Below are 22,360 nucleotides of genomic sequence, written 5' to 3'. Positions count from 1 at the left end.
AAGGAAAGCTTGATGAAAACGACTCCCTCCCTCCGCGCCATTGCCGCCGCCGTCTGCGTACTGGCCATGCCCCTGTCCGTGCAAGCCCAGGTGAGCCTCCCTGCCACCGCCGCCGCTGTCAGCCAACCCTCGGCCGCCGCCGCGCTCAAGCGCTATGAACTGCAAACCAATATCGTCGACGGCAAGATGGTGTTCATCGACGCCAAGGGCCAGGTCAACCCCGTGCTGGCGGCCAAGGTGGGCGACACGGTCGAACTGGTGCTGAAAAGCGGCGAAGGCGCCGAGCACGATCTGCTGATCCCGGAACTGAACGTCGCATCCGCGAAGTTCAGCGCCAACAGCGGCAGCACCACCGTGCGCTTCAAGGTCACGCGCGCGGGCACGTTCACTTATTACTGCTCGATCCCCGGCCACCGCCAGATCGGCATGGAAGGCAAGCTGGAAGTGAGCGGTACCTCGCTGGCCGAGACGGCGGCGCCGAAGGCGGCCAGCGAATCGAGCCAGGCCGCCGCGCTGGCCCTGTACACGCCCGCGCCATCGCCGATGCGCGGCCCCGACCCATCTGCCGTCAACGTGGCGGCCAATCCCGCCTCCGTGCCGTCCGCCATTGGCGCGCGTGCGCCGCAAACCCTGAAATACCGGATGGAGACGGTGGAACTGCCGGGCAAGCTCGATGACGGCACCAGTTTTACCTACTGGACCTTCAACCGCCAGGTGCCCGGCCCCATGCTGCGCGCGAAGGTGGGCGACACGGTGGAACTGACCCTGTTCAACGCCAAGGACAGCAAGATGATCCACTCGATCGACTTGCATGCCGTGACGGGTGGTCATGGCGGCGGGCAGCATACGCAGGTGGCGCCGGGCCAGGAAAAAACCGTCACCTTCAAGGCGCTCAATCCCGGCCTGTTCGTGTACCACTGCGCCACGCCGCTGGTGCCGCAGCATATCGCGGCCGGCATGTACGGCATGATCCTGGTCGAACCGGAAGGCGGCTTGTCAAAAGTCGACCGCGAGTATTACGTGATGCAGGGCGAGATGTACACGGGCCGTCCGCACGGCGCACCCGTGCACCAGGAAGCGAACCTGGAAAAAATGGCCAATGAGCTGCCCGACTACTACGTCTTCAACGGCGAAGTGGGCGCCCTGAGCAAGACGCACAAACTGCAGGCGAAAGTCGGCGAGACGGTGCGCATCTATTTCGGCGTCGGCGGCCCGAACAAGATTTCATCGTTCCACATCATCGGCGAGATCTTCGACAAGGTGTACAGCGAAGGCTCGATCAGCAGCCCGAAACACGACGTGCAAACGACGCTTGTGGCACCGGGCGGCGCGACCATCGTCGAACTCAAGGTACAGCATCCTGGCAGCTATCTGCTGGTCGACCATGCGCTGTCGCGCGCCGGCAAGGGCGCCGTGGGCGTGCTGGAAGTGACTGGCGAACCGGTGCCCGGCGTCTACCACGCTGGTGCCCATCAATAAACCCCATTCATCCTCAAGGAACCATTATGGACATGATCGATCAATCCCTGGGCCAGCTGGCCCGCCGCATCCCCGGCGCCACGCGCCTGTTCGATGCCCACCGCCTGGATTTCTGCTGCGGCGGCAACAAGACCCTGCGCGCGGCGGCCGAAGCGGCCGGCGTGGACACGGCGCCCATCGTCAAGGAGTTGCAAGTGCTGGCAGGGCGGACTGACGCCAGCGGCGAGCGTGACTGGCAGGAAGCTTCGGCCACCGAGCTGGTGGAACACATCCTGTCGCGCTACCACGCCGTGCACCGCGAGCAGCTGCCCGAACTGATACGCCTGGCGCGCAAGGTCGAGCAGGTGCATGGCGACCGCGCCGACTGTCCGCACGGGCTGGCGGAACACCTGTCGGCCATGGCGCAGGAACTGGAAAGCCATATGCGCAAGGAAGAAGACGTGCTGTTCCCCATGATCGTGCGCGGCCAGGGCCCACGGGCCGGCGCGCCCATCAACGTGATGCGCATGGAGCACGACGACCATGGCGTGGCCTTGCGCGCGATGGAGGAAATGACGAACGATATCACCGCACCTGGCGGCGCCTGCACCACCTGGCGCGCGCTGTACACGGGCTTGCGCACCTTCCGCGAGGATCTGATGGCGCATATCCATACCGAAAACAATATCCTGTTCGAGCGCTTTGCGCCGGCCGTGGTGCACTGACAAAGGAAAGACCCATGGGTCAATATAAAAAACTCTGGTTCACCCTGATCGGTGTGCTGATCGTGACGTTTTCGCTGCTTGGCTACTACGGCGCCGAAGTGTACCGGCAGGCGCCGCCCATCCCCGCGCAAGTGCTGGCGCAGGATGGCCGGCAACTGTTCGACCGCGAGGGCATCCTCGACGGCCAGACGGCCTGGCAATCGGTCGGCGGCATGCAGCTCGGTTCCATCTGGGGCCACGGCGCCTACCAGGCGCCCGACTGGACGGCCGACTGGCTGCACCGCGAACTGACGGCCTGGCTGGAACTGGCCGCGCAAGAGCAGCATGGCAAGGCCTACGCGGCGCTCGACGGCCCCGCGCAGGCGGCGCTGCGCGAAGCGCTCAAGCTCGAATACCGGGGCAACCGCACCGATGATGCGCAAGTGTTGCGCCTGTCGCCGCGCCGCGTGCAAGCGATTGCCAACACGGCGCACTATTATGACCAGCTGTTCTCCGACGCGCCGGCGCTGCACGCCAGCCGCGAGCATTTCGCCATGAAGGAAAACACCCTGCCCAGCGCCGAGCGGCGCGCGCAGATGACGCAATTCTTCTTCTGGACGGCATGGGCCGCCGCCACCGAGCGTCCTGGCCAGAAAGTGACCTATACGAACAATTGGCCACACGAACCGCTGATCGGCAACCAGCCCAGCGGCGAAAACCTCGTCTGGTCGGTCGCCAGCGTGGTGGTGCTGCTGGCCGGCGTGGGCTTCCTCGTCTGGGGCTGGGCCTTCCTGCGCGACCACGATGAAGCGCTGCCGGCGGCCGGTCCGCGCGACCCGCTCACCACGTTCGCGCTGACGCCTTCGCAGCGGGGACTGGGAAAATATCTGTTCCTCGTGGTGGCGCTGTTCATCTTCCAGGTCTTCATCGGCGGCTTCACGGCGCACTACACGGTGGAAGGGCAGCAGTTCTACGGCATCGACGTGTCGCGCTGGTTCCCGTATGCGCTCACGCGCACCTGGCATATCCAGGCCGCGCTGTTCTGGATCGCCACGGGCTTCCTGGCCGCCGGCCTGTTCCTCGCGCCCTTGATCAATGGCGGCAAGGACCCCAAGTGGCAGCGCCTCGGTGTCGACGTGCTGTTCTGGGCCCTCGTCGCGGTCGTCGTCGGCTCCTTCATCGGCAATTACCTAGCCATTGCGCAAGTGATGCCGCCCGAGTGGAATTTCTGGCTCGGCCACCAGGGTTATGAATACGTGGACCTGGGACGCCTGTGGCAGATCGGTAAATACGTGGGCATTTTGCTGTGGCTCGTGCTGATGCTGCGCGGCGTCGTGCCGGCCCTGCGCAAGCCGGGCGGCGACAAGAACCTGCTGGCGCTCTTGACCGCGTCCGTGGGCGCCATCGGCCTGTTCTATGGCGCCGGCCTGTTCTACGGCGAGCGCACGCACCTGTCCGTGATGGAATACTGGCGCTGGTGGGTGGTGCACCTGTGGGTGGAAGGTTTCTTTGAAGTCTTCGCCACGACGGCGCTGGCCTTCATCTTCTCGACCCTGGGCCTGGTGTCGGTGCGCATGGCCACGGCGGCCAGCCTCGCATCGGCGTCGCTGTTCATGCTGGGCGGGATACCCGGCACCTTCCACCACCTGTACTTCGCCGGCACCACCACGCCCGTGATGGCCATCGGCGCGAGCTTCAGCGCGCTGGAAGTGGTGCCGCTGATCGTGCTGGGACATGAAGCGTGGGAAAACTGGCGCTTGAAGGAACGCGCGCCATGGATGGAAAACCTGCGCTGGCCCATGATGTGCTTTGTCGCCGTCGCCTTCTGGAACATGCTGGGCGCCGGTGTGCTGGGCTTCATGATCAATCCGCCCGTCGCCCTGTACTACATCCAGGGCTTGAACACGACCCCCGTGCATGCGCATGCGGCGCTGTTCGGCGTGTACGGCTTCCTGGCGCTGGGCTTTACCTTGCTGGTGCTGCGCTACCTGCGTCCCGATTACCGCTTCAGCCCTGCCTTGATGAAGACGGCGTTCTGGGGCTTGAACGCGGGACTGGTGCTGATGATCTTTACCAGCTTGCTGCCGATTGGCATCATCCAGTTCCACGCCAGCGTGACGGAAGGCCTGTGGTATGCGCGCAGCGAGGCATTCATGCAGCAGCCGCTGTTGCAGAACCTGCGCTGGATACGCACTTTCGGCGACGTGGTCTTCATCGTCGGCGCCATCGCCATGGCGCTGCAGGTGGTGCTGGGCTTGATGGGCAAGGCGCCGAAAGCAGCTGTACGGCAGCCGCAGGCGGTGCGGCCCGGTTAACGCCTGCGGACGCAGTCGATATAAGCCTCTGTATCCGGCGGCAAGCCCGAGCGCTGCGAAGCCCAGATCATCTGGCCCAGGCATTCCATCACCTCGTGCTGGGCCGCATGGGCCGAATCGAGGCGCTGGGTCAGCTGCTGGACGGCCGGGCGGATGCCGCGCGGCTGGTCCACCTGTACCTGCTCCGTGATCGACAGATGCATGGACAGGTGCAGGAAGGGGTTGGCCTGGCCCCCTTCGACGGAGTAATCGCGCGCCAGCGCCGCTTCGACGTCGGACAGCTCGTTTTCATACTCGGGGTGTTCGAGTATCCAGTCGAGCGCGATGGCTTCCATCGGCGTGAGGATTTCATGGGCGCGGTGCTTGCGCAAGGTGTCGCAAAAGAAGCGGCGCACGTCGTCGGAAGAGGGGTTGAACATGGCTGAATGATATGGCTATGGGGCAGCCGGCATTGTACCGCGTACGTCAACGAAGGGCATCGAGGATGCCCTTTTTGCCGTCCGGCGTCCGCTTTCATGACCCGATAGTCACCGAAATTTAATACCCTGCAGTAAGTATTATCCACTACCGCCACGGCCCGGCGGCGCCAAATAACGGTGATAAAATCGCCGCTCTTGATATTTGCTCTGGACACGATGGCGATTTTATTGTCACTCCGTGCTTCCATTGCCCGCACCTTTGCCACCAGATATTGCTCCTGGTTTATCCCGGAGCGCGGCAGCATGCCTATCACCATCGACCTTGACCTGTCCGGCCGCCCTGGCGTTCCGGCTGGCTGGCTGTTTGCATTCCATGCAGCGATGGTGCCGCCACGGTGGCGCGCAAGAATCATCCTTCAGTATTCATAAACGGAGTTACGTATGCGTAAATCGCTATTACTTTTGATGTCGTGCCTGATCCTGGCGGCATGTAACAAGACCCCTCCGGCCTCGTCCGAAAAACCGGTCGACGTGCTGCTGATCGGCGCCGGCACCATGAGCGCCACCCTGGGCAGCATGCTCAAGGAACTCGATCCGTCGCTGACGATGGAAATGGTCGAGCGCCTCGATTCCGTGGCCGCCGAAAGCTCGGACGCGATGAACAACGCGGGCACGGGCCACTCGGCGTTTGCCGAACTGAACTACACGCCGGAAGCGGCCGATGGCAGCATCGAGACCAAGAAAGCCGTTGCCATCAACGAGCAATTCGAAATTTCCAAGCAGTTCTGGGCTTATCAGGTAGCCAATAAGCACCTGGGCGCGCCGCAAACTTTCATCAACAATGTGCCGCACATGGCCTTTGTGTGGGGCGACGACAATATTGCCTTCTTGAAGAAGCGCTATGCCGCGCTGCAAAAGGAAAACCTGTTCAAGGGCATGCTGTACTCGGAAGACCAGGCGCAGATCGAGCAATGGGCGCCGCTCGTCATGCAAGGCCGTGACAAGGGCCAGAAAGTGGCGGCGACACGCATGGAAATCGGTACCGACGTCAATTTCGGAAACCTCACGCGCGGTCTCGTGAAATACCTGACGGACAGCCACGGCATGGTCCTGCACCTGCGCCACCAGGTGGAAAACATCCAGCGCGGCGCCGATGGCGTGTGGAACGTGACGGTGAAAGACTTGAACGCCGGCAAGGAAAAAACCATGCGCGCCAAATTCGTCTTCATCGGCGCCGGCGGCGGTTCGCTGCCGCTGCTGGAAAAATCGGGCATTCCTGAAGCCAAGGGCTACGGCGGCGTGCCGGTCGGCGGCCAATGGCTGGTGACCACCAATCCGGAACTGGTGGCGGCGCATGCGGCCAAGGTCTACGGCAAGGCGTCCGTCGGTTCGCCGCCGATGTCCGTGCCGCATCTGGACACGCGCATCATCGATGGCAAGAAAGCCCTGCTGTTTGGCCCGTTTGCCACCTTCTCGACCAAGTTCCTGAAAAACGGTTCGTGGATCGACTTGCCTGCCTCGATCGGCACGGGCAATGTAAAACCGATGCTGCAAGCCGGCTACGACAACATCCCGCTGACGAAATACCTGGTGGAACAGGTCATGAACACGCCGGAAGACCGGTTGAAGACCCTGCGCGAATACTTGCCGAACGCCAAGATGGAAGACTGGACCTTGCAAAACGCGGGCCAGCGCGTGCAGATCGTCAAGGATGATCCTGTCAAAGGCGGCTTGCTGCAGTTCGGCACGGAAGTCGTGGGCGCCGCCGATGGCAGCATCGTTGCCCTGCTGGGTGCATCGCCAGGCGCTTCGACCGCGCCGCCGATCATGATCAAGGTGCTGCAAACGGCATTCAAGAGCCGCCTGGCCACGCCGGAATGGCAAGCGAAGATGGTGGAAATGGTGCCGTCGTACGGTCAAAAGCTGAACAGCGACCCGGCCCTGGCCAACAAGATCCGCCACTACAGCAGCAATATCCTGGGTCTGAAGGCCATCACCCTGGACGTACCCGCCGCTGCGCCAGCACCGGCAGCAAACTAAGCCAGCCTGACCGGCAGGGTGTTCCTGCCGGCATGAAAAAAGGGGCAGCCTGTTCAGGCTGCCCCTTTTGCGTGGGAGAGTGCGTTCATTGCGGCGGGCTATCCCTTGCCCGGCAGAATCAGCTCCGGCGTACACCCTTCGGCGGCAATGCCGTCGCAAGGCTTGGCCGGTGCCGTACCGTCCTGTGCCCGTGGCGCATGGGGCTGGCGCAGGTAGCGCGACGTGTGGCGGTGCACTTGCTGTGCGTTGCCATGCACGGGCCAGGTCAGGAAGCGGGACAGCTCCTGCAAGGCGCGCTGGTACACATCGCGTTTAAATTCAATCACGACATCGAGCGGGACCCAGTACTCATGCCAGCGCCAGGCGTCGAACTCGGGATGGTCGGTCAGGCGCAGATTGACGTCGTTATCGCGCGCGCACATTCTCAGCAGAAACCAAATCTGCTTCTGGCCACGGTAATGGCCGCGAATCTCGCGCTTGATGAAGTGGTCTGGCACTTCATAGCGCAGCCAGTCGCGGGTGCGGCCGACAATTTTGACGTGTTCCTGTCTGAGTCCGATTTCCTCTTCAAGTTCGCGAAACATGGCTTGTTCCGGTGTTTCGCCATATTTGATACCGCCTTGCGGAAACTGCCATGAGTGCTCGCGCACCCGCTTGCCCCACCACACCTCGTTCTGGGCGTTTAGCAGGATGATGCCGACGTTGGGCCGAAACCCTTCACGGTCGAGCATAATGCACCTCAAACTTTCTGCGACAGTGCGTCCTTTTTTACATATTTACCCACAACTTCGCAAGCCGGTGACCTTTTCGGGGTGCGAAAAGCGCCGGAATCGCACCAATTGAGCGCATTTGTGTAAAGTATGGACGCATCAGCCAGCTAATCCTTTAAAATTAGGTTGATTATAACCCTCTCTTTTTAAAAAGAATTCACCGTTATGCGCGCCTCCCGTTTTTTTATTTCCACACTTAAAGATGCACCTTCTGACGCGGAAATCGTCAGCCACCAATTGATGATGCGTGCAGGCATGATCAAACGCCTCGGTTCCGGCATCTATACCTACATGCCGATGGGCTTGCGCGTGATCCGCAAGGTGGAAGCCATCATCCGTGACGAGATGAACAAAGCCGCCGCCATCGAACTGCTGATGCCGCTCGTGCAGCCGGCCGAACTGTGGCAAGAGACGGGCCGCTGGACCAAGATGGGCGACGAACTGATGCGCGTGAAAGACCGCCACGGCCGCGAATACGCGATCCAGCCGACGTCGGAAGAAGTCATCACGGACGTCGTGCGCACGGAAATCAAGTCCTACCGCCAGCTGCCGTTGAATTTTTATCACATCCAGACCAAGTTCCGCGACGAGCGCCGCCCACGCTTCGGCCTGATGCGCGGCCGCGAATTCACGATGAAGGACGCCTACTCGTTCGACCGCGACCTGGCCGGCATGCAAGCGTCGTACAAGGTCATGTTTGACGCCTACACGCGCATCTTCACGCGTTTCGGCCTGAAATTCCGCGCCGTGGCGGCCGATAACGGCGCCATCGGCGGTTCCGGTTCGCACGAATTCCACGTCATCGCCCACACGGGTGAAGACGCGCTCGTGTACTGCCCGACGTCCGACTACGCCGCGAACATGGAAGCGGCCGAAGCGCTGCCGCCAGCGGGCGAGCGCCCGGCCGCCGCCCAGGCGCTGACGAAAACGGCCACGCCGGACACCGTCAAGTGCGAAACCGTGGCTGCCTTGCTGGGTATCGAGCTGTCGAAGACCGTGAAAACCATCGCCCTGACGGTGGAAACGACGGGCAAGGACGAGAAAGTCACGAAACAGCATTTCATGCTGCTGCTGCGCGGCGACCATGAATTGAACGAGATCAAGGTGGGCAAGGTTGCCGGCCTGGCCGGTCACCGTTTCTCGACGGAAGCGGAAATCCTGGAAGTCTACGGCACGATTCCCGGCTACTTGGGTCCGATCGGCACGAAGGCCCCGGTCACCGTGGTGGCGGACCGCACGGTCGCCCACATGAGCGACTTCGTGTGCGGCGCGAATGAGGCCGGTTTCCACTACACGGGCGCCAACTGGGGCCGCGACGTGGCCGAGCCTGCCATCGTGGCCGACTTGCGCAATGTCGTCGCCGGCGACGCTTCGCCGGACGGCCAGGGCGCGCTTGCCATCGAGCGCGGCATCGAAGTGGGCCACGTGTTCCAGCTGGGTACGGCGTACTCGGAAAGCATGAAAGCCACCTTCCTCGATGAAAACGGCAAGCCTGCGCCGCTGCAGATGGGTTGCTACGGCATCGGCGTGACGCGCATCCTGGGCGCCGCCATCGAGCAGAACTTCGACGACAAGGGCATCATCTGGCCCGCGTCGATCGCGCCGTTCGAGGTCGTGCTGTGCCCGATGGGCATGGACCGCAGCGAACTGGTCAAGGAAGAGACGGAGAAGCTGTACGCGGCCCTGCAAGGCGCTGGCGTCGATGTCATCGTCGACGACCGTGGCTTGCGTCCAGGCGCCATGTTCGCCGACTGGGAGCTGATCGGCGTGCCGCACCGCATCGTCATCGGCGAGCGCGGCCTGAAAGAAGGCAAACTGGAATACCAGGGCCGCCGCGATGCGGAAGCGACCGGCGTGGCGCCGGACGAGATCGTCGCCTTCATCCAGGGCAAAATGGCGCAGTGAAGCGTCTATCGGTAAGCAAGACGGCTGGCGCGCTCGCGCTGGCCGCCTGCCTGGCCTGCGTCTCTCCGGCGCAGGCCGGCAACCAGAAGGAGGAGGCGCTGGCCGACTCCGTCCGCCTGGCGCTGTCGCATGCGATCCGCGACGAACGCCCACCGCAACCCAAATTTGCCACGCCCGCCGACTTGCAGCGCTACCAGCAATGGCTGTCGCAGATGTCGTCGCGCCTGCAGCGCAAGCTGCCGGACGCCCAGCTGCGCACGGAATTCCTGGAAACCGTATGGTACGAATCGCGCCGCGCGGGCCTCGAGCCGGCCCTCGTGCTGGGCCTGATCCAGGTGGAGTCGGCCTACCGCAAATATGCCGTCTCGCTGGCCGGCGCGCGCGGCTACATGCAGGTGATGCCGTTCTGGACGGGCGTCATCGGCGACCATGACCGCAGCAAGCTGTTTCACATGCAGACGAATCTGCGCTACGGCTGCGCGATCCTGCGCATGTACCTGGACATGGAAAAGGGCGATTTGTACCTGGCGCTGGGGCGGTACAACGGCAGCCGGGGTAGGGCCGAGTATCCGAATGCGGTCAGGGCGGCTTGGAGCAAGTGGGAATTCAAGCCGGCCGGGTGATGGGCTGGGGTCGGGTTTCATGTTTTTTAAACCCCACCGCAACGGCCGGGGTCAGACCCGACAGGGTCTGACCCCAAAAAAAATGCCCCGCTCGCGGATGCGGCGGGGCACTCACACGGCGTAGACGCCCTGTGCGTATCTGATTATTTCAAATGATCGGAGATCAGTTTGGTCATTTCAAACATGGAGACTTGGGCTTTGCCGCCGAAAACTGCTTTCAGCTTGTCGTCCGCATTGATCATGCGGCGGTTGGCCGGATCTTGCAGATCGAGTTTTTTGATGTAATCCCATACCTTTTTGGTCACTTCCGTGCGCGGCAGTGGTGCTGCGCCAACAACGGCGGCCAGATCTTTCGATGGCGTCATTGCTTTCATGAATGCTGCGTTTGGCTTGCGTGGTGTTGCCGGTGCTGCCGCTTTCTTCGCCGCTGCAGGTTTAGCTGCCGCTTTGGCTGCGGGTGCTGCTTTCTTGGCGGCTGCAGGCTTGGCTGCTGCTGCTTTGGCTGGCGCTGCTACTGGGGTTTTTTTGGCTGTTGCCATCTTCGAGCCTCCTTAACAAACACATGGGAAATTGCGCAATTAATCGCACGGCTAATATTGGTGTGGATTTACCTAGTATGCAAGTGTTTTTCACGTTTTCACGAGGAAAAAGCAGCGAAATGACGCGCCTGTCTCCCGGGCGCACCGCTTGGGGGCGCGGAATGGCGTTTTTGCCCGTAAATGGCATGGTTGCTGGCTATGCGGGCAGGGGCGCTGCGGGGGAGGAAAGAAAGGATGCCGGACACATGAAAATGCAATCCGGCATTATTTAGAACGATGTTTTTTGACTTGAACTACGCCTCACGCGGCGTAAAAAAGGCTTTCAAAATCACAGCGAGCGGATGGTATTTGTGGCCGAGAAGCGCAACCGTACTAAAGTACGGTGAGCATCGCCGGCCGCAAAGACCACCGCGCAGCGGATTTTGAAGCCTTACCTCATTCCCGGCATCATGCCCTTCATACTGCGCATCATCTTCATCATGCCGCCGCCCGACAATTTCTTCATCATCGTCTGCATTTGCTCGAATTGCGTCAGCATGCGGTTCACTTCCTGTACCTGCACGCCGGCGCCGGCGGCGATGCGGCGCTTGCGCGTGGCCTTGATCAGTTCAGGCTTGGCGCGTTCCTGCGGCGTCATCGAATCGATGATGCCGCACATGCGGCGCACCTGTTTATCGGCTTGATCCATGTTCTTGCCGCCTGCCGCCTGCTGGAACTGGGCCGGCAGCTTGTCCATCAGGTTGGCCATGCCGCCCATTTTCTTCATCTGGCCCAGTTGCGCCTTGAAGTCGTTCATGTCGAACTTGCCGCCGACCTTGATCTTCTGCGCCAGGTCGGCCGCCGCCTTGCTGTCGACGCCCTTGCGCGCCTCTTCCACCAGGGCGAGGATGTCGCCCATGCCCAGGATGCGGTTGGCCATGCGGGTCGGATCGAACGCTTCCAGGCCGTCGAGTTTTTCCGAGACACCGGCAAACTTGATCGGTTTGCCCGTGATGTGGCGCACGGACAGGGCCGCACCGCCGCGCGCATCGCCATCGAGCTTGGTCAGCACGATACCGGTCAGCGGCAGCGCATCGTTAAAGGCTTTGGCCGTGTTGATGGCGTCCTGGCCCAGCATGGCGTCGACGACAAACAGGGTTTCGATCGGTTTCACGGCGCCGTGGACGGCGGCGATTTCGCGCATCATCTCTTCGTCGATACCGAGACGGCCCGCCGTATCGATGATCAGCACGTCGTGGTAATGCTTTTTCGCCCAGTCCAGCGCGGCCAGGGCGATATCGACCGGCTTGTCCGTGCTGGTGGACGGGAAGAAGTCGGCGCCCACCTGGGCGGTGACCGATTGCAGCTGGGCGATCGCGGCGGGACGGTACACGTCGGCCGAGACGGTCAGCACTTTCTTCTTCTTTTCTTCCTTCAGGTACTTTGCCAGCTTGCCGACGGTGGTGGTTTTACCCACACCCTGCAGACCGGCCATCAGGATGATGGCGGGCGGCTGCTGCGCAAAGCTGATCTGCGACGCTTCCGGTCCCAGGTCGGCGCCCATCAGGGCGGCCAGCTCGCGCTGCACCACGCCTACCAGGGCCTGGCCTGGCGTGAGCGAGGAAATGACATCCTCGCCCATGGCTTTTTCTTTGACTTTGGCGATGAATTCGCGCACGGCGGGCAGGGCGACGTCGGCTTCGAGCAGCGCCAGGCGCACTTCGCGCAGCATGTCGGCGGTGTTCGCTTCGGTCAGGCGCGCCTCGCCGCGCATGGTCTTGACGACTTTGGCAAGCCGTTGGGTGAGATTATCTAGCATGATGAACCTGCAATGAAAAGCTTGGGAGTGGGCGGCGCAAGCCGGACGATGGCCGCCATTTTACCTTATCGCGGGTGGCTGGCGGTCCCGCGCTGCACCGCCTGGCGGTTGGCCGGCGTTTGAATTACTTGGTATTTCTGGCAATGCCGAGATTGCATGAACGGCAGGAACGCGGTTAGAATGAGAATAATTCTTATTTACATTCTCGGGCACCGTACGCCCGGGCGGAAAGGGATGCCATGTCGGCCGCCGATTTTGCACAGCAACAAGACCTGCACGCGCTCTACAGCAGCCATCACGGCTGGCTGCAGGGCTGGCTGCGGCATAAGCTGGGCAATGCGGGCGAGGCGGCGGATCTGGCGCAAGACACCTTCGTCAGCGTGCTGACGGCCGATGCCGCGCCGCGGATCCGCGAAGCGCGGCCTTTCCTGGCCACCATCGCGCGCCGCCTGGTGGCGCACCGCTACCGCCGGCAAGTGCTGGAAGACGCCTATCTGGAAGCGCTCGCTTGCCTGCCGCCGGAAGTGGCGCCCGCGCCGGAAGAACGGTTGCTGGCGCTGGAAGCCTTGCAGGAAATCGACCAGGCCCTCGACGGCTTGCCCGCGCCCGTGCGCACGGCGTTCTTGCTGGCGCAACTGGAGGGACTCAGCTATACCGAGATCGCCGCGCGCCTGAACGTGTCGGCCAGTTCGGTCAAGCAATACCTGACGCGCGCCAACCGCCAGGTATTTTTCTCGCTGCCGGCATGAGCAAGGTGGGGAGTGTTGCGGCCCCGGCGGCCATCCGCGAGGACGTGCAACAGCAGGCGGCCGAGTGGCTGACCATGCTGATGTCGGGCGAGATGGACGCGGCGCGGCAGGCCGCCTGGCAGCGCTGGCGCGAGGCGGACCCCGAGCATGAGCGGGCCTGGCGGCATATCGAGGCCGTGTCGCGGCGCTTCAACGGCTTGCACCGCGGTGCGGCCGCGCAGGCGCTGGCCGGCACGCAGCAGCAAGCCGTCAACGGCAAGCGGCGCCAGTTGCTGGCGTGGCTGGGCGTGGCGGCCGGCGGCGCCATGCTGGCCGCGCAGACGGATGCCTGGGATGGCGTGCGCACCCTGCGCGCCGACTATCGCACGGCCACGGGCGAGCGGCGCGAGGTGGCGCTGGACGATGGCAGTGTGCTCAGCCTGAATACGGGATCGGCCGTGAACGTGCGTTTCGACGCCAGCCGCCGCCTGATCGAACTGCTGGCCGGCGAGATACTCGTCGCCAGCGGCCATGGCGCCGGCAGCGGCGCGCCTTTGGTGGTGGCCACGCGCGAAGGCCTGGTGCGCGCGCTGGGCACGCGCTTTGCCGTGCGCCAGCAGGATGGCTACAGCGCCGTGGACGTGTTTGACAGCGCCGTTGAAATCCGTCCCCGCGACGGCAGCGGCGCACCCTTGATGCTGGCGGCCGGGCACGGCGTGGCATTTTCCCGCCAGGCGCCCGATGCGCCGCACGCCCTCGGTGCGTATGCGGACGCCTGGTCGCGCGGACAGCTGATCGTCGACGACGTGAGCCTCGGCGATTTCCTGGCCGAACTGGCCCGCTACCGCCCCGGCGTGATCGACTGCGCACCGGCGGTGGCGCAGCTGCGCCTGTCGGGCGTGTTCCCGCTGGCCGACACCCAGCGCATCCTGAACATGCTGCCCAACTCATTGCCGGTGCAGGTGCGCAGCCGCACGCGCTACTGGGTGACGGTCGAACCGGCCATGTCATTAAAAAATATTTAGCCATCCGGCTGCCCGTTTTTCGTTTTCGCGGCACCTACAGAGTAGGGCGCCTGTTTTTCACCGTCTGATGACGCCACTACTATCAGGAACTTGCATGTCTCACGCTTTGAATTTTGTCAGTTTGCCATCCTCTCACTGCGCATTGCGTCCGCTGGCGCAAGCGGCTGCGGCCCTGTGCCTTGCCGCCAGCCTGCCGGCCATCGCGCAGCAGGCGCCAGCCACCCCCGCCGCCGAGCAGACCATGCTCGGCGTGTCCGTCACGGCGGGGCGCGATGCGACAACGGAAGGCAGCGGCTCCTACACGACGGGCGTGAGCAATACGGCAACCAAGCTGAACCTGTCTCTGCGCGAGACGCCGCAGTCGGTCAGCGTGCTGACGCGCCAGCAGATCGACGACCTGGGCATTACGACCCTGGACGACGCCGTGCAGTCGATCACGGGGCTGGTCATGCAAAAGGGTAACTTTACGGGCGATTCGGGCAGTTTCAGCGCACGCGGCTTCCCCGTCGATAACATCCTGTTCGATGGCTTGCCTACCAGCCTGGGCGCGAACAACACCTTCAATGGCGACAATGACGACCTGGCCATCTACGACCGCATCGAAGTGGTGCGCGGCGCCACGGGCTTGATGACGGGCAGCGGCACGCCCAGCGCGGCCATCAACATGGTGCGCAAGCGCCCGACGGCCACGCCGCAAGCGTCACTCTCGGCGAGCGTGGGCAGCTGGAGCAACTACCGCCTGGAAGCCGATGCGGCCAATGCGCTCAATGAAGCGAAGACCCTGCGCGGGCGCATCGTCGTGACGGTGCAGGACAAGAAGGATTTTGTCGATGTGCTGCATGGCCGCAACCACCAGCTGTACGGCATCATCGAAGCGGATCTGCGCCCCGACACCACCTTGACCGTGGGCGCGCACTACCGCAAGACGGACAACGACGGCGTCTCGACGGGCGTGGTGACGGCCGCCGACGGACGCTTTTTGAATTTGCCCCGTTCCACTTACCTGGGCAGCGATTTCGACGACTGGCGCCAGACAGACAAGACCATCTTCGCCGAACTGGAACACCGCTTCGCCAATGGCTGGAAGGCCAAGCTGGCGGCCACGCGCAAGACGCCCGAGATCGACACGACGTTTTCCGGCATCAACCGCCGCGGCGACACCCTGCGCTTCAATTCGCAAAGCTACCGCGCCGAGCTGGCCAACACCAGCTATGACGCGTATGCGAGCGGCAGCTACAGCCTGTTCGGCCGCGAGCACGAGCTGACCGTCGGCGCCAGCCACCGCCGTTCGTCGAAAAACAGCTATGGCGGCTGGGCGCCATACAGCTGGGGCGCGGCGGCGCCGGTGCTCGACCCGTTCCACTGGGATGCGGGCAGCGTGGCGCGTCCCGTCATCAACTACGCGCAGTGGCGCACGGCCAGCATCACCGAGCAAAGCGGCGTGTATGCGGGCACCCGCATGCGCCTGGCCGACCCGCTGTCGCTGGTGCTGGGCGGGCGCGTGAGCTGGTACAAGGACGATGCCGGCTATTCGGTGGCGCGCGAATTCACGCCGTACGCCGGCGTCGTGTATGACCTCGACAAGCAGCATTCCGTATACGCCAGCTGGACCGAAATCTTCCAGCCGCAGGCGGCCACCGACGCCCATGCGCAGCCATTGAAGCCGATCAGCGGCACCAACTATGAAGCGGGCGTGAAGGGCGAATACTTCGGCGGCGCCCTCAATGCCAGCGCGGCCGTGTTCCAGATCCGCCAGCAAAACCGTGGCGTGGACGACCTGGCCGGCCCGAACCCGTGCCCGGGCAGCACCTGGGGCTATTGCCAGCGCGCGTCGGGCGAAGTGCGCAGCGAAGGCGTGGAGCTGGACGTGGCGGGCGCGCTGACGCCGGACTGGCAGCTGTCGGCCGGTTTTACGTATGTGAAGGCGCAATTCAAGCGCGACAGCGATCCGGCCAATATCGGCAAGGATTTCAATAGCCGCTATCCGCGCCAGCAGCTCAAGCTGGCCACCAGCTACCGCCTGTCCGGCGCGGCGCAGGGCTGGCGCGTGGGCGCTTCCGTGTACGGGCAGGGCGCGACGGAGTCCGACGACGGCACCTACCATCTGCGCCAGGGCCGCTACGCGATCGTGGGCTTGAACGCGGCGTGGCAGATCGACAGCCGCGCCGAGCTGCGCCTGAACGTCAACAATGCGCTCGACAAGCACTACTACCAGAGCATCTATTCCGATGTCTTCGGCAACATGGTGGGCACGCCGCGCAACCTGATGCTGACCTTGAACTACAAACTGTAAAACAACCGCTTTTGAATGATCTATCTTGATGAAGGATGCCTGGCTTATGGAAGTGCAGTTGAATCTGGCCCGCGCTGGCGCGCGCCAGCGTATGCCGCAGGGAGCGCCGCGATGATGAAAGCGGCCCACATGATGTTGTTCTCGCGCGTGCTCGCCGCCGTCTTTGGCGGCTATGCACTGACGTCCGGCGTGGCCGTGCTGCTGGCGGCCGTGCTGCCGCTGTCGCGCGCCGAAGCCGTGCTGACGGCCACCCTGAGCGCCTTCGTCGTCTATACCTGCGCCGTCATCTGGGTCTTTGCCGTGCAGGACCTGCGCCGCGCCTGGCTGGGCATGCTGCTGCCGGCCATCGCCTGCGGCGGCCTTGGCCTGCTGCTGTCGCGGGGTGCCGCATGAACGCCGTCAAGGTAGACAAAGTGGCCAAAACGCCGCAGCAGGGCGGCTTGCGCCAAGCCATGGCCTGGCTGCATACATGGAGCGGGCTGTGGATTTCCTGGCTGCTGTTCGCCATTTTCCTGACCGGTACCCTGGCCGTCTTCGACGAACCGATCACCCACTGGATGACGCCCGAACATGCACTGGAAGAGGCGGCCCATGCGAACGATCCGCCGCTGCCGAAGGTCACGGATCGTGGGCACCGCCTGGAACTGGCGCTCGACTTCATGGCGAAGGAACACCCGAAGGCGGACATGTGGGAAATCTGGCCCGTGCAGCGTCCCGGCCACGGCCTGTCGGCCTACTGGTTCCAGCCCGCCGGCGGCTATGGCTCGGCGGATCTCGACCCGCTGACGGGCGCCGTCATCGAACATGCGCGCGAGGCAACGCAGCGCGACACCATCGGCGGCCACCATTTCGTCGATTTCCACTACGAGCTGCACGCGGGACGCATCGGCGTGTGGATCGTTGCCATCACCACCATGATCATGCTGGTGGCGCTGGTGAGCGGCGTCATCACGCACAAGCGCATCTTCAAGGATTTCTTCACCTTCCGCCCGGCCAAGGGCCAGCGTTCGTGGCTCGACGCGCACAACGCGGTGGCCGTGCTGACGTTGCCGTTCCAGTTCATGATCGCCTACACGGGCCTGGCCTTCTTCAGCGATGACTACGTGCCGGCTCCCGTGGCGGCGCAATACGGCATGGACAACGCCAAGAAGGCCTTCCTGGCCGACTGGAACGATGTGGGCAAGCCCGTCAAGACTGGCCAGCCGCTGGCCATTCCCGCGCTGGAACCGTTCGCGCTGCGCGCCGAGCAAGCCATCGGCCAGGACATCCGCGCCGTGGTGCTGGACAACCCGAACGACGCCTCCATGCGCGTGTGCATGTATGGCTGGAATGAAGAGACGGACACGATGGAACGCCTCAGCGCCAATACGGGCAGGGCCTGCTATGCGCTGGCCACGGGCGAACAGGTCGCCTTGCGCCGTCCCGGCGAGTCGGATACGGGCGGCGCGGGCCTGACGCGCGCCGTCATGTCGAACCTGCACATGGCGGGCTTTGGCGGCACGCCGATGCGCTGGCTGTACTTCTTCTGCGGCCTGGCCGGCACGGCCATGATGGGCACGGGCGCCATCCTCTTCATGGTCAAGCGCCGCCAGAAGTCCGGCGGCGAGTTCGGCGCCTGCACGCAGCGCGTGTACCGCATCGTCGCCTGCCTGAACGTGGCGGCCATTGCCGGCCTGGCCATCGCCTGCGTGGGCTTCCTGTGGGCCAACCGCCTGATCCCCGTCGGCGTCGAGCACCGCGCCGGCTGGGAATTGCGCGCCTTCTTCGGCGTGTGGTTTGTGATGCTGGCGCACGCCTGCCTGCGCGCGGAAAAGCGCGCGTGGATCGAGCAACTGGGCTTGCTGGCCGCCCTGTGTTTGCTGCTGCCCGTGCTGAATGTCCTGAGCACGGGCGACAACCTGCCGGCGCAGGTCGCGCGCGGCGATTGGGAAAGCGCCGGCGTGGAACTGGGCTGCATGGCCTTCGGCCTGCTGGCCGCCTGGGGCGCGTGGAAAGTCCACAAGCGCAAGGCAAAGCCCGTGAAAAAGGCCGCGGCCAGGGAAAGCGCCGCGCCCACGGCCAGCCTGCAAATCAATACGGAAGGACAGTCATGATCCCTGCCATCCTGTGCGCGCTGGGCCTGTCGTATGCGGGCATGGCCAGCCTCTCGCTGGCGATGGACCGCCACCACGGCCAGGTCTGGGGCAGGGACGCGGCGCCGAATGTGCGGCGCGCGCTGCAATTGGCGGGCACCGTCCTGCTGGCGCTGGCCATCTGGCCCTGCGTGGCCGGCTGGAGCGCTACCGTCGGCGTCGTCGCCTGGCTCGGTTTCATATCGGGCGGCGCGCTGCTGGTGGCCCTGCTGCTGCCGTATGCGCCCCGCTTGCTGTTGTGTAGTTCCCTGCTGGCAGCCGTCGCCGCGCTGGCAGGTCTTGTGACGTTCCTGCGGTGATATTCACCGCCATTTTCAAGGATAGACCGATGCACTTTTCACGTTTGGCGACACCGATTGATGTTTTGAATATATTGAAAGCGGCTGCCTGATGGCGGCCCGCCTGCCTACGCGCCGCGCCCGTATCCTGGGCGGCGTGGTCTTGCTGGCGCTGTTCGGCGCCGGCGCCCTGTGGGCCACGCGCGGCCCGAGCACCGTGTTCGACACGGCGCCCGTCAAGCGCGGCAACATCGAAGCGAGCGTCACGGCCATCGGCACCCTGCAGCCGCAAACCTACGTCGACGTGGGCGCGCAGGTGTCGGGCCAGATCACGCGGCTGCACGTGCAGCCGGGCAGCGACGTCGATAAAGGCCAGTTGCTGGCCGAGATCGACCCCAGCGTGCAGCAAGCCACGGTCGATGCGGGCCGCGCCGCGCTGGCGGGCTTGCGCGCGCAGCTGGCCGACCAGCAGGCGCAGCACCGCCTGGCGGGCCAGCAGCACGTGCGCCAGAAGCAGATGGCCAAGTTCGATTCGACCCCCTTGGCCGACCTGGAAGCGGCCGAAGCCACCCTGGCCTCGGCCGGCGCCAAGATCGACCACCTGAAGGCGCAGATAGCCCAGACCCAGGCCAGCCTGAAGGCGGACGAAGCGCGCCTCGGCTATACGCGCATCTACGCGCCGATGGCCGGCAAGGTCGTGGGCCTCGATGCTAAGGAAGGGCAAACCCTGAACGCCACGTACCAGACGCCGAATATCCTGCGCATCGCTGATCTGTCGGCCATGACGGTGTGGACGGAAGTGTCGGAAGCGGACGTGCGCCGCGTGCGCCCGGACATGCCCGTGTACTTCACCACCCTGGGCGGCGACCAGCGGCGCTGGAGCGGCAAGGTGCGGCAAGTGCTGCCGGCCCCGCCAGTACCCGGTGGTTCCGCCGCCGGCACGGCCCTGGCGCCGTCGACCAGCAAGGTGATCTTGTATACAGTGCTGTTCGACGTCGATAACGCCGATGGCGAATTGATGCCGCAGATGACGGCGCAAGTGGTGTTCGTCACGGCGGCGGCGAACAATGTGCTGGCCGTGCCCTTGCCAGCCCTGAAACCGTCGACGGAAGAAGGCGCCAAGCCGGGGCAGTTCACGGCCCGCGTGATGGGTGCGGACGGCAAGGTCGATACGCGCGCCGTCACCGTCGGTGTGCGCAACCGCCTCAGCGCGGAAGTGTTGCAAGGCTTGCGCGAAGGCGAATTGCTGGTCACGGGCGAGCAGCCATCGAACAGCGGCGCCAGCAGGTTCCAGCTGTGAGCGCGATGAGCGAGGCCGCGTCGCTGGGGAACCCCGGAGAACCTGGCCAGCCGGCGCCACTGATTGAACTGGAGGGCATTCGCAAGCGCTACGGCGGCCACGATGGTGCGCCGGCCGTGGAAGTGCTGCGCGGCCTGACCTTGTCGATTGGCGCCGGCGAATTCGTCGCCATCGTCGGCGCCTCCGGCTCCGGCAAGTCGACCCTGATGCATCTTCTTGGATGCCTGGACCGTCCCAGCGACGGCACATACCGCTTCGCTGGCCAGGACGTGGCCAGCCTGAATCCCGATGAACTGGCGTGGCTGCGGCGCGAAGCGTTCGGCTTCGTCTTCCAGGGTTATCACCTGATCGCCACGGAATCGGCACGCGAAAACGTGGAAGTGCCGGCCCTTTACGCGGGCATGCCCGCCGCGGCCCGCCATGCGCGCTCGGAAGCGCTGCTCAAGCGCCTGGGCCTCGGCGAGCGTTTGGATCACCGGCCGAACCAGTTGTCGGGCGGGCAGCAGCAGCGCGTGTCGATCGCGCGCGCGCTGATGAATGGCGGGCGCATCATCCTCGCCGATGAACCGACGGGGGCGTTAGACAGCAGCAGCGGCGCCGAAGTCATGGCCCTGCTGGGCGAGCTGGCCGACGCGGGCCACACCATCATCCTCATTACGCATGACCGCAAGGTGGCGGCCCAGGCGCGCCGCGTGATCGAGATCAGCGATGGCGAAATCGTGGCGGACTCGGGCGCCGTCGCCATTCCCGCCACGTCGACGGCCCTGCCGCCGCTGGACATGTCGCGCGCCGCCCACGATACAGGGGCGTCGCTGGGCACGGAATTGCTCGACGCGGCGCGCGCGGCCTGGCGCGTGCTGTGGATCAACCGCTTCCGCACGGGATTGACCCTGCTGGGCATCGTCATCGGCGTCGCTTCCGTGATCGTCATGCTGGCCATCGGCTTGGGCACGCGCCAGCAGGTGATGGCGCAACTGGGCGCCTTCGGCTCGAATCTGCTGTACATGGCGTCGCGCGGCGAAAGTTCGCGCATCCCCGGGCGCAGCATCACCCTGGCCGACCTCGATGCGCTCAAGGACGTGCCGGGCATTTCCCACGTGCTGCCGAATGTCACGGGCAACAAGGTGATACGCCACGGCAACCTCGACGTGCAGACCTATGTGCGCGGCACGGGGCCGGCCCTGCCGCAGATCCAGACCTGGCCCGTGGGCAAGGGCGGCTTCTTTACCGAGGAAGACGAGCGCGAGATGGCCACCGTGGCCGTGCTGGGCGCGCACCTGGCGGAAAAACTGATGCCCGACGTGCCCAATCCCGTGGGGCAGAGCATTTTGATTGGCAACGTGCCGTTCCAGGTGATCGGCGTGATGAGCGCGAAGGGCGCGCTGACGGGCGAGAAGGATGAAGACGACGTGCTGCTGCTGCCGTTTTCCACGGCCGGCATCCGCGTCTTCGGCCAGCGCGAGCCCACGTACACTGTCATGGCGGTGGACGACGTCAAGCGCGTGACGGAGGTGGAGGCGGCGGTCGACGCCACCATGTTCGAGCGCCACCGCATCCGCGACTACGGCATCAGCAACGCGGCCGCGTCGATCGCCGCCGAAGCGAAGACGCAGGACAACATGACCATGATGCTCAGCCTGATCGCGGCAGTTTCCCTGGTGGTGGGGGGCATCGGCGTCATGAACGTGATGCTGATGACGGTGCGCGAACGCACGCGCGAAATTGGCATCCGCATGGCGACGGGCGCGCGCCGGCGCGACATCCTGCGCCAGTTCCTCACGGAAGCCGTGCTGGTGTCGGTGGTGGGCGGCGTGGCCGGCATCGTGGTCGGCGTGACGGTGGCCGGCTTGCTGCTGGTGTGGGACGTGCCCGTGATCTTTTCGCTCAGCGCCATCGCCGGCGCGTTTGCCTGCGCCGTGGTGACGGGGCTGGTGTTTGGCTTCATGCCGGCGCGCAAGGCGTCGGGACTCGATCCGGTCGTGGCGCTGGCGGGACCGTAATGTCAGACAGTGGCAACAAGGCCGGCGGCGTGG

The 22,360-nt window shown here is 64.3% G+C and carries 18 protein-coding genes; 14 read left to right on the top strand and 4 right to left on the bottom strand.

The window, feature by feature from the left end:
* Positions 1 to 12: 12 nt before the first annotated feature.
* From nirK to BLU39_RS07415, 3 genes are read left to right on the top strand one after another with little or no spacing between them, the layout of a single operon-like run.
* Positions 13 to 1,479, top strand: a complete 1,467-nt coding sequence (gene nirK, locus BLU39_RS07425) for a copper-containing nitrite reductase (protein WP_092711537.1) — start codon at positions 13 to 15, stop codon at positions 1,477 to 1,479.
* 26 nt (positions 1,480 to 1,505) lie between these two features.
* Positions 1,506 to 2,183 (top strand): iron-sulfur cluster repair protein YtfE, encoded by a 678-nt coding sequence (gene ytfE / locus BLU39_RS07420; RefSeq protein ID WP_092711535.1) that lies wholly within the window; start codon positions 1,506 to 1,508, stop codon positions 2,181 to 2,183.
* Positions 2,184 to 2,197: 14 nt separating this feature from the next.
* Entirely contained in the window at positions 2,198 to 4,477 is a 2,280-nt protein-coding gene (locus BLU39_RS07415; RefSeq protein ID WP_092711533.1) for a nitric-oxide reductase large subunit, read from the top strand.
* Here the strand turns inward: BLU39_RS07415 and BLU39_RS07410 are convergent.
* Positions 4,474 to 4,896, bottom strand: coding sequence for a DUF1841 family protein (locus BLU39_RS07410; RefSeq protein ID WP_034746547.1), 423 nt, complete (start codon positions 4,894 to 4,896; stop codon positions 4,474 to 4,476). The genes BLU39_RS07415 and BLU39_RS07410 overlap by 4 nt on opposite strands.
* A gap of 441 nt (positions 4,897 to 5,337) precedes the next feature.
* On the opposite strand from BLU39_RS07410, the gene mqo reads away from it, so the two are divergent.
* On the top strand, positions 5,338 to 6,936 hold the full coding sequence (gene mqo / locus BLU39_RS07405) for a malate dehydrogenase (quinone) (protein WP_198511217.1): 1,599 nt from the start codon (positions 5,338 to 5,340) through the stop codon (positions 6,934 to 6,936).
* Between the two features lie 98 nt (positions 6,937 to 7,034).
* Here the strand turns inward: mqo and BLU39_RS07400 are convergent, their stop codons facing one another.
* Entirely contained in the window at positions 7,035 to 7,667 is a 633-nt protein-coding gene (locus BLU39_RS07400) for an RNA pyrophosphohydrolase (RefSeq protein ID WP_092711529.1), read from the bottom strand.
* Between the two features lie 204 nt (positions 7,668 to 7,871).
* Between BLU39_RS07400 and BLU39_RS07395 the strand changes: the two genes are divergently transcribed.
* The gene (locus tag BLU39_RS07395; RefSeq protein WP_092711527.1) at positions 7,872 to 9,611 is read left to right on the top strand and encodes a proline--tRNA ligase; all 1,740 of its coding nucleotides are present in this window, start codon (positions 7,872 to 7,874) and stop codon (positions 9,609 to 9,611) included.
* Positions 9,608 to 10,234, top strand: a complete 627-nt coding sequence (locus BLU39_RS07390) for a lytic transglycosylase domain-containing protein (RefSeq protein WP_092711525.1) — start codon at positions 9,608 to 9,610, stop codon at positions 10,232 to 10,234. Before BLU39_RS07395 ends, BLU39_RS07390 begins: the two co-directional genes overlap by 4 nt.
* A gap of 143 nt (positions 10,235 to 10,377) precedes the next feature.
* On the opposite strand, the gene BLU39_RS07385 is transcribed toward BLU39_RS07390, so the two are convergent.
* A complete protein-coding gene (locus tag BLU39_RS07385) occupies positions 10,378 to 10,773 on the bottom strand; it encodes an SWIB/MDM2 domain-containing protein (protein ID WP_071650146.1) in 396 nt (131 codons plus the stop codon).
* 430 nt (positions 10,774 to 11,203) lie between these two features.
* The gene (gene ffh / locus BLU39_RS07380; protein ID WP_034746567.1) at positions 11,204 to 12,571 is read right to left on the bottom strand and encodes a signal recognition particle protein; all 1,368 of its coding nucleotides are present in this window, start codon (positions 12,569 to 12,571) and stop codon (positions 11,204 to 11,206) included.
* 239 nt (positions 12,572 to 12,810) lie between these two features.
* On the opposite strand from ffh, the gene BLU39_RS07375 reads away from it, so the two are divergent.
* The 8 genes from BLU39_RS07375 to BLU39_RS07340 all read left to right on the top strand — a co-directional run bounded on the left by BLU39_RS07375 (position 12,811) and on the right by BLU39_RS07340 (position 22,327).
* Entirely contained in the window at positions 12,811 to 13,320 is a 510-nt protein-coding gene (locus tag BLU39_RS07375; RefSeq protein ID WP_092711523.1) for a sigma-70 family RNA polymerase sigma factor, read from the top strand.
* Entirely contained in the window at positions 13,317 to 14,324 is a 1,008-nt protein-coding gene (locus BLU39_RS07370; protein WP_175539236.1) for a FecR domain-containing protein, read from the top strand. Before BLU39_RS07375 ends, BLU39_RS07370 begins: the two co-directional genes overlap by 4 nt.
* A 94-nt stretch (positions 14,325 to 14,418) precedes the next feature.
* Positions 14,419 to 16,617: a TonB-dependent siderophore receptor gene (locus tag BLU39_RS07365; RefSeq protein ID WP_217635054.1), complete on the top strand. Its 2,199-nt coding sequence runs from the start codon at positions 14,419 to 14,421 to the stop codon at positions 16,615 to 16,617.
* 114 nt (positions 16,618 to 16,731) lie between these two features.
* On the top strand, positions 16,732 to 17,010 hold the full coding sequence (locus BLU39_RS07360) for a hypothetical protein (RefSeq protein ID WP_217635060.1): 279 nt from the start codon (positions 16,732 to 16,734) through the stop codon (positions 17,008 to 17,010).
* Positions 17,007 to 18,710, top strand: coding sequence for a PepSY-associated TM helix domain-containing protein (locus BLU39_RS07355; RefSeq protein ID WP_175539235.1), 1,704 nt, complete (start codon positions 17,007 to 17,009; stop codon positions 18,708 to 18,710). Before BLU39_RS07360 ends, BLU39_RS07355 begins: the two co-directional genes overlap by 4 nt.
* On the top strand, positions 18,707 to 19,048 hold the full coding sequence (locus BLU39_RS07350; RefSeq protein WP_092711517.1) for a DUF3325 domain-containing protein: 342 nt from the start codon (positions 18,707 to 18,709) through the stop codon (positions 19,046 to 19,048). Before BLU39_RS07355 ends, BLU39_RS07350 begins: the two co-directional genes overlap by 4 nt.
* A 91-nt stretch (positions 19,049 to 19,139) precedes the next feature.
* The gene (locus tag BLU39_RS07345; protein WP_092711515.1) at positions 19,140 to 20,327 is read left to right on the top strand and encodes an efflux RND transporter periplasmic adaptor subunit; all 1,188 of its coding nucleotides are present in this window, start codon (positions 19,140 to 19,142) and stop codon (positions 20,325 to 20,327) included.
* A 5-nt stretch (positions 20,328 to 20,332) separates the two neighbouring features.
* On the top strand, positions 20,333 to 22,327 hold the full coding sequence (locus tag BLU39_RS07340; RefSeq protein ID WP_092711513.1) for a MacB family efflux pump subunit: 1,995 nt from the start codon (positions 20,333 to 20,335) through the stop codon (positions 22,325 to 22,327).
* Positions 22,328 to 22,360: the final 33 nt, after the last annotated feature.

It is taken from the genome of Janthinobacterium sp. OK676 (assembly GCF_900103595.1).
GTDB lineage: Bacteria > Pseudomonadota > Gammaproteobacteria > Burkholderiales > Burkholderiaceae_D > Janthinobacterium.
This window is presented reverse-complemented; position numbering and strand designations above follow the sequence as displayed.

What these genes read in the sequence shown, in the direction of transcription:
- nirK (WP_092711537.1), top strand. Translation starts at nt 13, where the DNA reads ATGAAAACGACTCCCTCCCTCCGCGCCATTGCCGCCGCCGTCTGCGTA.
- ytfE (WP_092711535.1), top strand. Translation starts at nt 1,506, where the DNA reads ATGGACATGATCGATCAATCCCTGGGCCAGCTGGCCCGCCGCATCCCC.
- BLU39_RS07415 (WP_092711533.1), top strand. Translation starts at nt 2,198, where the DNA reads ATGGGTCAATATAAAAAACTCTGGTTCACCCTGATCGGTGTGCTGATC.
- BLU39_RS07410 (WP_034746547.1), bottom strand. Translation starts at nt 4,896, where the DNA reads ATGTTCAACCCCTCTTCCGACGACGTGCGCCGCTTCTTTTGCGACACC.
- mqo (WP_198511217.1), top strand. Translation starts at nt 5,338, where the DNA reads ATGCGTAAATCGCTATTACTTTTGATGTCGTGCCTGATCCTGGCGGCA.
- BLU39_RS07400 (WP_092711529.1), bottom strand. Translation starts at nt 7,667, where the DNA reads ATGCTCGACCGTGAAGGGTTTCGGCCCAACGTCGGCATCATCCTGCTA.
- BLU39_RS07395 (WP_092711527.1), top strand. Translation starts at nt 7,872, where the DNA reads ATGCGCGCCTCCCGTTTTTTTATTTCCACACTTAAAGATGCACCTTCT.
- BLU39_RS07385 (WP_071650146.1), bottom strand. Translation starts at nt 10,773, where the DNA reads ATGGCAACAGCCAAAAAAACCCCAGTAGCAGCGCCAGCCAAAGCAGCA.
- ffh (WP_034746567.1), bottom strand. Translation starts at nt 12,571, where the DNA reads ATGCTAGATAATCTCACCCAACGGCTTGCCAAAGTCGTCAAGACCATG.
- BLU39_RS07375 (WP_092711523.1), top strand. Translation starts at nt 12,811, where the DNA reads ATGTCGGCCGCCGATTTTGCACAGCAACAAGACCTGCACGCGCTCTAC.
- BLU39_RS07370 (WP_175539236.1), top strand. Translation starts at nt 13,317, where the DNA reads ATGAGCAAGGTGGGGAGTGTTGCGGCCCCGGCGGCCATCCGCGAGGAC.
- BLU39_RS07365 (WP_217635054.1), top strand. Translation starts at nt 14,419, where the DNA reads ATGTCTCACGCTTTGAATTTTGTCAGTTTGCCATCCTCTCACTGCGCA.
- BLU39_RS07360 (WP_217635060.1), top strand. Translation starts at nt 16,732, where the DNA reads ATGAAAGCGGCCCACATGATGTTGTTCTCGCGCGTGCTCGCCGCCGTC.
- BLU39_RS07355 (WP_175539235.1), top strand. Translation starts at nt 17,007, where the DNA reads ATGAACGCCGTCAAGGTAGACAAAGTGGCCAAAACGCCGCAGCAGGGC.
- BLU39_RS07350 (WP_092711517.1), top strand. Translation starts at nt 18,707, where the DNA reads ATGATCCCTGCCATCCTGTGCGCGCTGGGCCTGTCGTATGCGGGCATG.
- BLU39_RS07345 (WP_092711515.1), top strand. Translation starts at nt 19,140, where the DNA reads ATGGCGGCCCGCCTGCCTACGCGCCGCGCCCGTATCCTGGGCGGCGTG.
- BLU39_RS07340 (WP_092711513.1), top strand. Translation starts at nt 20,333, where the DNA reads ATGAGCGAGGCCGCGTCGCTGGGGAACCCCGGAGAACCTGGCCAGCCG.